At 37.8% G+C, this 14075-nt stretch carries 12 protein-coding genes; 7 read left to right on the top strand and 5 right to left on the bottom strand.

What is annotated here, in order from left to right; translation table 11 throughout:
• The 5 genes from QQK21_RS06750 to QQK21_RS06730 all read left to right on the top strand — a co-directional run.
• On the top strand, positions 1 to 754 hold a 754-nt coding region (locus QQK21_RS06750; RefSeq protein WP_284191438.1), incomplete at its 5' end, for a DegT/DnrJ/EryC1/StrS family aminotransferase.
• Positions 747 to 1685: a glycosyltransferase family 2 protein gene (locus tag QQK21_RS06745; protein ID WP_284191437.1), complete on the top strand. Its 939-nt coding sequence runs from the start codon at positions 747 to 749 to the stop codon at positions 1683 to 1685. The genes QQK21_RS06750 and QQK21_RS06745, both read left to right, overlap by 8 nt.
• A gap of 1 nt (position 1686) precedes the next feature.
• On the top strand, positions 1687 to 2598 hold the full coding sequence (locus QQK21_RS06740; RefSeq protein ID WP_284191436.1) for a WxcM-like domain-containing protein: 912 nt from the start codon (positions 1687 to 1689) through the stop codon (positions 2596 to 2598).
• 357 nt (positions 2599 to 2955) lie between these two features.
• Positions 2956 to 4941: a glucosyltransferase domain-containing protein gene (locus QQK21_RS06735; RefSeq protein ID WP_284191435.1), complete on the top strand. Its 1986-nt coding sequence runs from the start codon at positions 2956 to 2958 to the stop codon at positions 4939 to 4941.
• Positions 4942 to 5605: 664 nt separating this feature from the next.
• On the top strand, positions 5606 to 6259 hold the full coding sequence (locus QQK21_RS06730; protein WP_284191434.1) for a hypothetical protein: 654 nt from the start codon (positions 5606 to 5608) through the stop codon (positions 6257 to 6259).
• A gap of 19 nt (positions 6260 to 6278) precedes the next feature.
• Here QQK21_RS06730 and QQK21_RS06725 read toward each other — a convergent pair whose 3' ends face one another.
• Both QQK21_RS06725 and QQK21_RS06720 read right to left on the bottom strand, forming a co-directional pair.
• The gene (locus QQK21_RS06725) at positions 6279 to 7028 is read right to left on the bottom strand and encodes a glycosyltransferase (RefSeq protein WP_284191433.1); all 750 of its coding nucleotides are present in this window, start codon (positions 7026 to 7028) and stop codon (positions 6279 to 6281) included.
• A 14-nt stretch (positions 7029 to 7042) separates the two neighbouring features.
• Positions 7043 to 8911 carry a nucleoside-diphosphate sugar epimerase/dehydratase gene (locus QQK21_RS06720; protein WP_284191432.1) on the bottom strand — a complete coding sequence of 623 codons (1869 nt, stop codon included), beginning with the start codon at positions 8909 to 8911 and terminating at the stop codon, positions 7043 to 7045.
• A gap of 134 nt (positions 8912 to 9045) precedes the next feature.
• On the opposite strand from QQK21_RS06720, the gene QQK21_RS06715 reads away from it, so the two are divergent.
• Both QQK21_RS06715 and QQK21_RS06710 read left to right on the top strand, forming a co-directional pair.
• Positions 9046 to 9987, top strand: coding sequence for a UDP-glucose 4-epimerase family protein (locus tag QQK21_RS06715; protein ID WP_284191431.1), 942 nt, complete (start codon positions 9046 to 9048; stop codon positions 9985 to 9987).
• Positions 9988 to 10002: 15 nt separating this feature from the next.
• On the top strand, positions 10003 to 10548 hold the full coding sequence (locus tag QQK21_RS06710; protein WP_284191430.1) for a sugar transferase: 546 nt from the start codon (positions 10003 to 10005) through the stop codon (positions 10546 to 10548).
• Between the two features lie 51 nt (positions 10549 to 10599).
• Here QQK21_RS06710 and pssA read toward each other — a convergent pair whose 3' ends face one another.
• The 3 genes from pssA to murB all read right to left on the bottom strand — a co-directional run bounded on the left by pssA (position 10600) and on the right by murB (position 14058).
• Positions 10600 to 11940: a CDP-diacylglycerol--serine O-phosphatidyltransferase gene (gene pssA / locus QQK21_RS06705; protein ID WP_284191429.1), complete on the bottom strand. Its 1341-nt coding sequence runs from the start codon at positions 11938 to 11940 to the stop codon at positions 10600 to 10602.
• Positions 11941 to 12049: 109 nt separating this feature from the next.
• On the bottom strand, positions 12050 to 13012 hold the full coding sequence (gene birA, locus QQK21_RS06700) for a bifunctional biotin--[acetyl-CoA-carboxylase] ligase/biotin operon repressor BirA (protein ID WP_284191428.1): 963 nt from the start codon (positions 13010 to 13012) through the stop codon (positions 12050 to 12052).
• On the bottom strand, positions 13012 to 14058 hold the full coding sequence (gene murB, locus QQK21_RS06695) for a UDP-N-acetylmuramate dehydrogenase (protein WP_284191427.1): 1047 nt from the start codon (positions 14056 to 14058) through the stop codon (positions 13012 to 13014). The genes birA and murB overlap by 1 nt, the downstream gene beginning before the upstream one ends.
• Positions 14059 to 14075: the final 17 nt, after the last annotated feature.

The following is a 14075-nucleotide window of genomic DNA, read 5'->3' as shown; positions in this document are numbered from 1 at the left end:
CTGGGTACTATCAAAACAGATCAATCACTTAAAGTCATGTCCGAAAATCGGGGGCCACTTCTCAGTAGATGTACATAAACTAAGAAGAAAGCTCGACGATTGTGGTTACGATAACGTTTCCATTATAGAAGACTGTGCACAAGCTCATGGTGCCTATGTAGGAAGCAACAAAGTGGGCTCACTTGGTGATATTGCCACATTCTCTTTTTATCCGACTAAGAATCTTGGTGCGGTTGGTGATGCTGGTGCTCTTACAACTAACTCATCGGTATACTTTGACAGAATTAAGCAGATTTCACAGTATGGTTGGAGTTCGAAGTATAATATTACCACCAGTGGTGGACAGAACTCCCGAATGGATGAGATTCAAGCTGCTATATTATTGCGTTTAATTAATAAATTAGACTCTTGGAATGAGAAGAGACGACAAATTTATACAAGGTATGCTTCGTCAAATAGAAATCTTAAATTTTATACTACTCTTGATAAATCTAACGTAGTTCACCTAGCGGTTTTGAAGACAAAACAAAGACAGCGGTTTCTTGACTATATGAGACAAAATGGTGTTTTAGCTGACATCCATTATCCCATATTGGACTCAGAACAGCCTGCTTGGAACCAAGGCATCAAACTCGATTTACCAATTTCAAGCCTGCTAAAATCACAGATAGTGACATTACCATGCTTTCCATCAATGAAAGACGAAGAAGTTGATTACATTTGTGAGTTATTATCAAGGTGGGTAGATGGTTAAGTACTCACTAGTTTTGCCTATTTATAAAAACGAGAAAAATATAGCCCCCCTTTTGCTAGCACTGGAGAATCTCCAACAAAGGCTTTCGGGGCAATGTGAGTTTATTTTTGTCATTGATGGCTCCCCCGATGATAGTGAACAAGTTATTCTGGATCAGGCAACTAAAAATATAGATCACTCCGTTTTGCTTTCTCTTAGTAAGAATTACGGCTCTTTTACTGCAATCAGGGCTGGAATGGGAGAAGCAAAAGGTAAGTTTATTGCTGTAATGGCGGCAGATTTACAGGAGCCTCCTGAACTCATTCTAGAGTTATTTAGTACTCTAGAGACAGGCAAGACAGACATTTGCTTTGGTCAGAGAGTTAGCCGCAAAGACCCTTATGGGAAGAAGCTCTTATCAAAGCTTTTTTGGGGTGCTTACAGGAGATTAGTGATATCTGAAATTCCCTCCGGTGGTGTTGATATTTTTGCTTGTAACGTAAAGGTTAGAGATAGTGTTCTAAGTATAGAGGAAAGGAATAGCTCTTTAGTTGCTCAACTGTTTTGGGTAGGTTATCGCAGAGCATTTGTTCCATATGAGAGACGAGAGAGAGAAATCGGGAAAAGTGCTTGGGGATTTAGAAAGCGGGTACGATACATGCTCGATAGCATATTTTCGTATACAGATTTGCCAATAATGCTACTGCTTGTTATAGGGACCATTGGGTTACTTCTATCACTAATGTATATATTTTTTATATCTTTAGCATATATGTTTGGATTGATCGAGCAGCCAGGTTTTACTTCACAAAGTATCCTAATAACTTTATTTGGAAGTGCATCAATATTAGGGCAAGGTATTTTGGGATGTTATCTATGGCGTATTTTAGAGAACTCGAAAAAAAGGCCTCTTTATATTATCGATAAAAAAATAGAACTTACGAAGAATTAAAATGTTTATACATGATAAAGCTATTTGTGAATCTAAAAATATTGGCTATGGAACAAAGATTTGGGCATTTGCACATGTTTTACCGGGCGCAAAAATAGGGAAGAATGTAAATATCTGTGATGGTGTTTTCATAGAAAATGATGTTGTTATTGGAGACAACGTGACATTGAAGTGTGGTGTCCAAATTTGGGATGGTTTAAGGGTTGGTAATAATGTTTTTATCGGTCCTAACGTTACATTTGCTAATGATAAGTACCCAAGATCAAAGTGTTACCCTGAAGAGTTTTCTCGAACTGTTATTGAAGATGGAGCTTCTATTGGTGCCAATGCTACCATTCTGCCTGGTTTAATTATAGGAAAAGGATCGATGATAGGTGCAGGATCTGTGGTCACAAGAAACGTTCCTCCCAATGCGACGGTTATTGGAAATCCAGCTAAGATCATCAACTATAATACTAACAATTTGGGTGAGAAAGTAAAATCTGATCCAAAAAATAAAGCACTCAACGTTCAAGGAAGTCAATTGATTGAATTTCCTAATTATGAAGATATGAGAGGAAGCCTCGTTGTTTGTGAATACGAGAAACATCTACCATTCAGCCCCAAGCGATCGTTTTTTGTTCATTCTGTTGAAACAGACAAGGTCCGTGGTGAGCATGCTCATATTGCTTGTCATCAAGTGTTGGTTGCTGTAGCCGGTAGTTTGTCCGTTGTTGTCGACAATGGAAAGGATCGCGATGAAATTGTACTTGATTCTCCTTGCTTTGGGTTGCATATTCCCAATTGTGTCTGGGGTATACAATACAAGTTTTCGAGAGATGCTGTTTTAATGGTTTATGCGTCTGAGTTGTATGAGGACGGTGATTATATTAGAAACTATGATGAGTTTATTAACTACGTTTCAAAAAAATAGTTTATCTCGGTTTGTATCCTTAGGGGCTGCCAATACAATATTCACACTAGTTCTGTATCAAGTGCTGTTGTATTTTATAAGTCCAGCATTATCTTATGCAATGTCTTGGTCTCTTGGCTTTATTGTTCTTGTTATTGCTTATCCAAAATATGTTTTTGGTAACGCAATAACCTTTAAGACAGTTTCTATTACATCGTTAATATATCTATCATCTCTGATATTGGGGATGTTTGTAATGGGGCTATTTGATTATTATAAGATGCAAACTAGAATTTCTATATTTTTTGTTATATTTATAACAAGCTTATATAATTACTGTGCCCTTAAGGTCCTGTTATCTAGGATGAGAACTAAGTAATGCATATTTTTCATAGAGACAATTATTATATTATTCTGCTAATTTTATTGGCCCCAATAATTATTTATTTTTATGAGTTCTCTTCCTTTCCATTAACATATGATGAGATAAAAAGAGTTTCCCATAGCCTAGTCGATATAAAATGGTTGAGGCAAGGCCGCTGGGCAATGTACTATTTGACAAAGTGGTATTCTCCTAATCCAATATTCCCAATGGTGGGTGGTTATGCATCTTTGGTTTTTTCTGGCCTCTCTTTACTTTTTCTTATTAGCCAGCTAAAATTGTGTGATAATAAGTTAAATGTGGCAATATTTCTTCTAATATTTCTGTCCTACCCGACTTTATTTTTTCTAATTGACTTTAGTACAATATCTTTTGTTATTGGCCCAATATATTTAACTTGTGTTTTAGCAGTGATAAATATAATTGACAGTAATGCAATCAAAAATATTATAGGCATACTTTTTTTGATTGTTACCCTTGCTCTATATCAAGCAAGTATAACTATTGTACTGAGCATGGTGTGTATCTTTATTGTTTGCGGAAATGTCAATTTTAATATTAAAGTGATTTCTCGTATATTTTTAATGATTTTGTTGGGTTTATCATTATATTTAATTACAGTAAAGATATCTTTTCTTATTTACAATACATCTAATAGTGGATATATAACAGGATTTGCAGGCGGTGAGCTTAATATACAATATATTTATAAATTATTGTATAATTTAGTACATGCCTCATTCGACTATTATACCTTTGATGAAAGAATATTCCTTTCGAAAAATTATTCAATTGTAATGCTGTCTTTCTTTGGCTTTATGATCTTCTCTTACAAATGCCTAAAGAATTACAATTCTGTGCTTTGTATAATCATTATTCCACTATTGATCTTTTCTCCTTTACTACTAAATCTTCTCTCTTTACAAAATGTACCAACAAGAACATTGCTTGCATTACCACTTGTAATTGCCTTTTTTGTATTTATTTTATTAGAGTATATGACTAAACTGGGAAGAAAGCTATACATTATAGTAATATTTTTATCTATAGTTGCTTTTGCAAATAATTATATATCTCTTTCAAAACTAATGTTTATATCTTCAAATGCATGGCAAAATGATAGAGTTACTGCTCAGATGATGCTATCTAATATTTTTAATAAGGGAGAATATACAAAGGTTTCTAGTGAAAAAGTAAAAGTACATCTAGTTGGATATATTGATAAAGGGTCAAATCAATTTAATCGAGAAGTGGAAAATGTAGGTAGAAGTTTTTTTAAATGGGGTGCAAATGAGCTTTTAAATATTGCTACTTTATTTAATACTTTAGGTTTCGAAAATTTTAAGTTTGCTGAGCTTGAATACGTTAAACCTAATCTTGATAGTATTCGTTCCATGCCATCATGGCCTAATCCAAACTCTATTAGATTTTTCGATGATATTTTAGTTATAAAAGTATCCGATTATACAGAGGCTCAAATAAATTTACTATGTAAGGATGAGAATGGATTGTCACTGACTAATATAGATTCATGCTCTGTAACCTATAACCCTCAATCAATAATATTTTATGTAAGTCGATTTCGAGATGGATCTAGTCAAAAACCAATATTTGATAGTAAAAGGATGCCTTTTCAAGATTATAAGAATATAAACTTAAAAATTGATTCTACTTTGGAATTAAAGAATGATGATTCCCAGATAGTTCTCCCAGATATAGAAAGAAAAGATGGCTTTATGGAGATAAATATTCAAGGGCATTATTCACAAGATGATTTTATTGACTTGTATTTTAAAAATGATGGTAAAAATTATTATCATTATTCAAATACTATGCGAATTTCTATTAAAAAGGGCAATGTTGATATTTATTTAACTTTACCCAGCAATCTATTTATGAATGGGCTTAGAATTGATCCTAGTGTAAATGTAGGTACAATATCTCAATTCAGTGTAAGAGTTTTTGAAAATGATAAAAAATAACAATCTTATCTATTTTATTTTCGTACCGTTTCTCTGCACTTTAGGAGTGACAGTATATTCTGATCATCTTCCTGATTTTTGTTGTGATGTCTATCAATATATTCATATTGCCCAGTCTATCGATAAAAATGGTCTTTTTTATTTACATCCGGGTTCTGACGTAAGAAATTATCTCTATCCGTATTTTCTATCTTCTTTTGCTGTAGACTATATATATAGCATCACTGATTTTCTCTTTTTTTCTAAGATAATATCTTTAGTGATGACTTTTTTTTCGTCACTAATATTTCTCTATGCAATGAATATTAGATTCGGCAATATTCTGTTATCATCTATGATAGTTCTACTGTTATTTTTGAACCCGCTACTGGCTACAATATATACATTACCTCTCACCGAGATGTATGTTTTTCCTATTTTTATAATGTTAATATCCATTTGTTCGCTATTGTTGAATGATAATGCAAATAATAGAGTGTATATATTTACTATACCTTTTCTCCTTTCGGCTCTAATACTTTTAAGACCTGCTAATTTGATCCTTATACTATCGATATGTATTTTGTTTTTCCAACTTAGAATAGAATTAGGTTTGAAGAAAAGGCTAATTTTTTATTCTATATTATTCTTCATTATACCTTTCATACCTCAAGTTATATTTAATATGAAAGTTTTTGGAGATTTTTCATTTCTACCATCAGGTGGATTAGGAACCAAGCAGTTTACCTGGGGTTTAATGTACTCAAAATATGGTACTTATTATATAGATGGGATAGCGGAAGGTGTTAAGTATGACTCTTGGCTATCAGATGATCAAATAAAAGAATATTCATCTATGGGATTGATTTACTATCTTAAAGAGTTCCCTTATTCACTTATTCATATGTTTTCACATGTATTTAACTCGCTGAATTATGACTTCCTATATACATATGTTAATGAGAAGCGTTACTATATCATTTCTTGGTATCAAATTATGTCGAGTGTAGTTACGGTATTGGGATTTTCTTATGTCTATGCTTTAGTACGTGGATATATGGAATATAAATTTAGATCGTTTGAATACTTTATTTTAGTGATATTAATCTCATTTTTGGGTGTGAATGCGTTGGTAGCTGTCGAAACACGGTTTGGAATGGTCCCTCATATCATTCTGACGATCTTCTCTATCTTGTTGTTCTATGACCGTAAACTTGTTTCAAGGTTTCTCAACTACCGTTTGGTTACGCTTATCTTAGTGCTGTACTCTTTGTTTGCTATGTACTTGAGTTACTTTTTCGTAAATGGGCTGGGTGATGTTGAGATCTTATTATTTTAATACATTTAGCTTAACCTAACTATTGCGCTTTATACTGATAGTATAAAGCACTAAATACATACCAAATAAAATGCTTAGAAAATAACTTTCTGTTTTGGTGGTTTGCGTAATGGATGGCTTTGATGTCAGGAAAGTAATAGACATCAAAGTCATTTTGATTAGCTCTTGTACAAATGTCTGCATCTTCAAAGTACATAAAGTACTTTTCGTCGAAACCATGCAATTGTTCAAAGCAGTCGATCTTGAATAGTAGAAATGATCCGGCAGCCCACTCAATTTTTATCGGTTTTTTTATATTGTTTTTATCATATATGTCATTACGTTTGATACCAAGTAGCGATTTTAATGGGGAAAGGAGTCTAGGGTATCGTCTAATAGAATTGTCGTATGAATTTAATGAGCGGTCGGTAAATAAATTGATTGCAGAAATGTCAGCATCATGTTTTTGGGCTTGTTCAACGAGTTTAATTATACTCTGAGTATCGATTTCAACATCTGGATTAAGTATCAAAAAATAATCTTTCTTGCTTGGCTTGAACTCGCATATTACGTAGTTAAATACTTCATTATTGTTGGCGCCAAAGCCCTTTTTGTTGTTGTTGTGGAGAAGAATGATCTTATTTTCTATGCAGTAGGCTCTTAGTTTATCTGAAGGTGGGGTGTTTGATTTCAAGATCACTTTGAACTGCTTAGAAAGGAGTGCCAGAGTTGAATTAGTGATAATCATTTCATCATGGCCGTGATTGACGACTGATATATAAACATTCATAACCGTCGCCTTACTTATTCGTTGTTAGGTTTATAGCCCGTCGGGGCTTCAAGCAGTATACGCACAATACACTCTACATCAAAGTTATGACAGTAGGCATCTAATTCTTCGAGTAGCGTTTCCATCTCTGACCATGAGAGCTTTTCTTCGCTTGCGGTCATGATTTTTTGGTGTCCTGTCCCTTCAACATTGTCACCAATTAGAAGTTCTTCATAGAGTTTTTCTCCTGGTCTCAGGCCTGTAAATTTAATCTCTATATCGCCATCTTCCGTATTGCCTTTGCTATATTCTCTCAAACCCATTAACTGAATCATGCGCTTAGCTAAATCTAGGATTTTAACTGGTTCTCCCATATCCAGAACATAGACTTGACCGTTGTTACCTAGTGCTCCAGCCTGAATCACCAATTGAGCCGCTTCAGGGATCAACATAAAGTAGCGAATGATATCAGGATGAGTAACCGTGACCGGACCACCACAGCGTATCTGCTGTTTGAATAGAGGAACGACAGATCCTGAAGAGTCCAGTACATTGCCAAAGCGTACCATTGTAAAAGTGGTGTCATTTTGCTTATCAGCGAGGGCTTGCAGTACCAATTCTGCCATGCGTTTGCTTGCTCCCATTATATTAGTGGGTCTTACGGCTTTATCGGTGGAAATGAGGGTGAAGTTTTCCACTCCGGTTGCAATGGCTGCATTTGCACAGGCTAGGGTTCCAAAAACATTGTTACGAATCCCTTCGATTATATTGTCTTCAACCAAAGGAACGTGTTTATAAGCTGCTGCGTGATACACTGTGTGTATTTTGTGAGCTTGCATTAATTTGGTGAGACGGTTTTCTTTTTGTACAGACCCTAAGGCTGCAATCAGGCTCGTTTCTAGCTGAAGGTTTGTTTTCATGGCTTTAAGCTCATGATCAATTTTGTATAAGTTGAACTCATTTAGCTCAAACAGCACCAGCGTTTTAGGCTTTTGCCTTAAGATTTGGCGGCATAATTCTGAGCCGATAGAGCCGCCAGCACCTGTGATCAGAACATTTTTGTCTTTGATATTCTTTGCTAATAGATCCTTGTCTGGGTCGACAGGAGCACGGCCCAGTAAATCGGCAACCTCTAAATCTTTAACATCAGTAGCGGCGGCTTTGCCAGCAGCGATATCTTCCACTGATGGAACCGACTGTACCTCGATAGGCAAATGTGAGAGTTTTTCCACCAATCGTAGGCGCTTGCCTTTATTGATATTGTTGATGGCAAGTAATAATTTCACGGGTTGGTAAAGAGATTGTAGATCATCAAATTCACTAGAGTGGTAAACACGTATTCCAAACATAATCTGTCCAGATTTTGTTGGGTCATCATCCAATAGAGCCACAGGGTGATATTCGTCCCCTTGTATCAATGCATTGGCAAGTTCTCGACCTGTGGCACCAGCACCATAGATAAATACATTTGGTTTTTTACGCTTGTAGTGGTGATAGTATATTGAACGAATTAAAATCCGAGGGCCACCAAGCATAACAATGGCTAAACCTGCATAGATAAATGGTACGCTACGGGGAATAAATGATTGAAAAAAGAAACTGCTAAGTGCAAGTGTTAGCGCTGAAAAAAATACGCCGAGAAAGATATGCCCAACAGCAGGTAACATCATGTATCTGAGCACAGCACGATACATTCCAAGCCTGACGAAACTATAAATAGTCACTCCAACAGTCACTATAAGGCTTGCCGCTTCTTCTACGCCTATTGGGAATAAGAAACTATCCAAGCGTAGAGCGATAGCAAAGTAGAGTGAACCCATGGCTGCTAAAATATCGTAGATGATAGTTATCAAGCGTTTATTACGTCGACTGGCACTCAGTAGGAATTGTATCGGAGTGAACATGTATGATGGCTGCCGTAAGTTGGTTTCTTTGTTATTATGTAGCTCGTATTTTAGAAAGCTTTAACCACAAAGGCTAGCGCGTATTTTCAAGAATTTGCAAAATGCGCAGCGTGAGAGAATTTAATCGGTAAAACATGAAAATACTACTGACAGGTAGCACAGGGTTTGTTGGATCACGTGTGGGCACTATGGCCCATGAGAGAGACTGGAATGTATGTGCAGTGGTTAGACGGCCCGCTCAAGAGTCTAATACAGTTTGCATAGCAAATATTGGACCTGAAACTGATTGGTCTGGCTCGCTTGAGGGTATTGATTGTATCGTACATTGTGCTGCAGTGGTCCACCAAATGTGTGATAAAAACAGCCTAGTTGATTATCGGACAGTCAATACGTTGGGAACATTAAATCTTGCTAGACAGGCCGCTGAAGCGGGCGTAAAGCGCTTTGTGTTTCTCAGTTCGATTAAGGTAAATGGTGAGCATACTGTACCCGGCAGTCCATTTGGGCCTGAAGTTCTTACTCCACCAACTGATGCCTATGGTCTTAGCAAATATGATGCGGAAATAGCGCTTAAAAAATTGGCTGATGAATCTGGTCTTGAAGTTGTGATCATAAGGCCTCCTTTAGTCTATGGACCTGGAGTGAAAGCCAATTTCTTATCCATGTTGAATTGGACAAAAAAGCAGTTTCCTCTCCCGCTAGGCGCTATACACAATCAGCGTAGCTTAGTCTATGTCGACAATCTCGCGGATTTAATACTCGAATGCTGCGTTAACCCTTGTGCGTCGAACAAGGTTTTTATGGTGTCTGATGACCATGATGTGTCAACCACCGAATTGCTATGTTGTGTCGCAAAGCATATGGGTAAAAAGAGCTTCCTGATACCAATTCCTGCTGTTTTTTTACAAGCCTTCTGTACTTTTATTGGCAAGAAAGATATTGGTCGTCGTCTCTGTTCTAGTTTACATGTCGATATCTCCGAAACAAAAAATGTTTTAAACTGGCAACCACCTTATAGTTTTGAGCAAGGTATTTGCAATACAGTCCTTGCTTACTTATCTTCCCATAGCAATTAGGAAAAGGTTGATACCGTGATTCGTTTTTTAGATTTTTTCTTTGCACTTGCAGGGATACTCTTCTTGTGGCCCATTTTTATTATCATCTGCGTACTTGGGTTTTTCGATACCGGTTCACCAGTGTTTCGTCAAACCAGAGTGGGTAGGAATCAAGTACCATTTACTCTCATTAAGTTCCGTACTATGCCTGTCGATACCAAATCTGTTGCCACTCATTTGGTTGGTGCGAGCTCAGTGACGAAATTGGGAAGCTTTTTGCGCAAAACAAAGTTAGATGAGCTTCCACAGCTTCTTAATGTGTTGAAAGGTGATATGAGTCTGGTCGGACCTCGCCCTTGTTTGTTCAACCAAAAGGAACTTATCGATGCAAGACAAAGCAAAGGTGTTCTTGATGTAAGGCCTGGTATCACAGGTTTGGCGCAAATCAATGAAATAGATATGTCTACACCTCAACTTCTGGCTGATTGGGATTTGCGCATGATAGAGTCTATGAGCGTCAAAGCTTACTTTACTTACATTTTTCAGACTCTCTTAGGGAGAGGACGAGGAGATAGAGTCTAGTCCATTTCTTGGGCTGTTAATTTTAAGCTGTTTTATAGGCGCTAGGTTAGTCTACAAAATCTGCTTCAATACTCTATCCGCCTTAACACGAGTAATTTGGCGGATCAGCTTTTGCGCGGCTTCTGGGTAATCCTCGGCTTTCTCTAACTGTCTGTAGGTACAAATGAGTTGAGTGTGCTGAAGAATGTTTTCCGCTTCTTTTTCAAATTGTGCTTTTAAATGCTGGTGTTTATCTTGTATGAGAATGGCATTTTCTAGGTCCAAACTCCAAGCTCTTGGATTTAAGTTACTGCCGGTGATCAACATATAGCGTTTATCGACCCAAACCCCTTTCAGGTGAAAGCTGTTATTGTCGTGCTTCCACAAATGGATAGAGAGTTTACGACTGGCAATGTGCGCTTCGTTAGCTTTGGCAAATAGACGCAAATTTCGCTCATAGAGGTAGGGTAGTCCGCCAATGGTTTTGAACTCTTCTTCGGGGGAGATATAAAAGTCATTCGCCGTCTTATCACCCACCACTATGGTTACTTTTACTCCGCGTCTGATCGCTTTTTTTACCTCTCTGGCAACGCTGCGAGGAAAATTAAAATAGGGAGTGCAGATGAAGATCTCTTCTTTTGCTTGCGCGAGTAGTTGATTAACCGTTTGGTTCAGTTTGTTGCGCTTTTTACCGACGCCAACAAGAGGAGTTAGAGCAACTTGGTCTTGAGAAATAGTTTGTGGCTCATATTGATAACTGGCTTTTGCCAGTGAAGCTCTTAACTGCCGGATCTGAGTTCTGATTTGTTTGGTGTTAGGTTGGTTTGGAGAGGAAAGGTCATGAACCGCAGGGTGTTCGATCATTTCTGTTTCAATAAAGCGGACCATGCTATCGGCAAGAGATTTATTACTTAGTACCTGATAGCGGTCAAAGCGGTATCGTTCATTATAGTTGAGGTAGATGTTATTTAGACTTGCGCCGCTATAGATCACTTGATCGTCAATAACAAAACCTTTTAGATGCAATACACCAAAAACTTCTCGACCTCTGACTGGAACGCCAAATACAGGGATTTGATGAGGGTATTGTGTGGCGAAATTCTTATACATAGTAGCATTGGTTTCACCAGGCTCTGCGCCAATCAATCCTCTTTGCGCTCTATGCCAGTCGACACACACTTTGATGTCGAGTCCTGGGTTACTTTGTTTCGCTTGATAAAGCTCGGTTAAGATTTCTCTTCCAGCTTCATCATCTTCTAGATATAAGGCAACAAGGTAAATTCGTTTACTTGCCTGACGAATCGCTTCGATTAAGCGAATTCGAAAGTCTTTGGCTGATAACAGTGTTTCTAACTGTGTTGGGTCTTGAGCCAAAGTAGGAAGTTGTTCGAATAAGTTCCTTTGAGTCATCATGTTGGACTAAATGCCTTTACTGAGAATGGACAAGGATAGTAGCAAAATGTGTTGACGGTTCCTAGCGATCAGCTCTTAGTTCTCACGGTACAATTGTAAAACTTGTTATTCAGTGGTGAGGCCGCAAGCTAATTTCACCGCCAATGAAGGTTTCAAGTCCACTTTCGGTTTCTACTATCACTGCCCCCTGTTCATTTATACCGCGTGATATACCAGTGATTTCCCGTTCTCCCATAATGAGTTTTACCGGGCGATGAATAAAATTGTCTAAGCGATTCCATCTCTCTACAAACCCTTGCATACCCTTTAGTTCATAATCTAATAAGGTTTTGTTTAGTGTCTGAATCATGGTTGTGGCAAGCTGGTTTCGATCAATGCTTTGAACACCAGCAACTTCAGATAAACTTGCCCAAGGTTGCGTGATACCTTGTGTTTTGTCCGTCATCATCAAATTAAGTCCCATGCCGATAACAAGGTTGGCTGCGGCGCCTGCCTGACCTGACATTTCCACTAAAATACCTGCAAGTTTTCTGTCTTGATAGTAAAGGTCGTTTGGCCACTTTAATTTAACATCTTCAAATTTAAGAAGTTCTAATGCCTCTACAATAGCGACGCCTACCACTAAGCTAAGTCCCATGGCGGCGGCCATGCCAGCATCGAGTCGCCAGTACATTGAAAGGTACAAGTTAGATCCAAATGGTGATATCCACTCTCTACCGCGTCGGCCGCGACCTTTTATTTGATACTCAGATAGACACACTGAACCAGAATCTAAGTCTTGGGCTCTATCAAGTAAGTATTGGTTGGTCGAGTCAATGATCGGGATGAGTTCAACATGGTTTTCAACTTGAGCCTGTATGATTTGTTGATCAAGTAGCTGCATTGGTTTAGCTAGCTGATAGCCTTTACCTTGGACTCGAAAAATATCGACTCCCCATGCTTGGATACCCTTGATATGCTTACTGATAGCGGCTCTTGATATGCCAAATTTCTCGCCTAGTTCTTCACCAGAATGAAACCCACCTTGAGATAATGATTTTAGTATACCGAGTTTTATAGAATGATCTTTCATCACGGCTTCTCTATCATCAGGTTTGCAAGGTTTGTTTCTGTGTGAGAGCCGATGAAGCGAACTTCATGCTCAAGTTGAATCTGGAATTTTTTAAGTACTTCGTAATAAACCTTAGCGGCAAGTTTTACCACATCATCACTACTAGCTCTATCTTTATTCACCAGAACAAGCGCTTGTTTTTGATGGACTTCAGCACCTCCAACAGCAACACCTTTGAGTTGGCATTGATCTATTAACCACCCAGCCGCGATTTTTACCCCTTCGGGGGTAGAGTAGGCGACAATCTTTGGGTATGTTTGTTGAAGTTTTAGAAAGTGCTGCTGAGAAATAATGGGGTTTTTGAAAAAACTGCCCGCATTGCCAAGTTTGGCTGGGTCGGGAAGTTTATCGGTGCGCACTTGGCAAACACGCTCAAAGATTTGTTTAGCGGTGAGCCCATCGATATTCAAAGATTGAAGAGGACCATATTCAATATTGGGTTGCCAATTTTTGCTAAGTTTAATGCCTATCGCAACTATTACAACTTGCTGATGGAGATCGTGTTTAAACACGGAATCTCTATAACCAAACTGGCACTGCTTTGCACTAAGCCTTTTAATCGTGAAGCTTTTTAAACACAGTACATCAACGTATTCACATAAATCTTTAAACTCAACGCCATAAGCGCCGATATTTTGGATTGGGGCTGTACCTACGCAGCCTGGAATAAGTGCAAGATTTTCTAATCCCAAGTAGCCTTGTTCGATACTCCATTTGACCAAGTCTGGCCAGTTTTCGCCACCTGCTATGTGTAAATGCCACGAATCAGCAGTTTCGGTAACTTTTTTTCCAAGCAATCGGTTGATTATCACAACGCCTTGATATGGCTGAGTAAACAGCACATTACTGCCTTTGCCGAGCATTAATTTGGGTAAACTCAACCACTTGGAGTTCTGATAAACGTCTTTAATATCGTCAATGGTTTTCACTTCTACTAAGTATTGACAGCTTTGTTCTATCGAGAATGTATGAAAATCGCTAAGGTCAGCATTGGCTAAAATTTGCATTGGATTTATCGACTAAT

This window comes from Vibrio zhanjiangensis (assembly GCF_030161235.1).
Classification (GTDB): Bacteria; Pseudomonadota; Gammaproteobacteria; order Enterobacterales; family Vibrionaceae; genus Vibrio; species Vibrio zhanjiangensis.
Note: the sequence above shows the minus strand (reverse complement) of the source record. Positions and strands in the feature narration are given on the sequence as shown.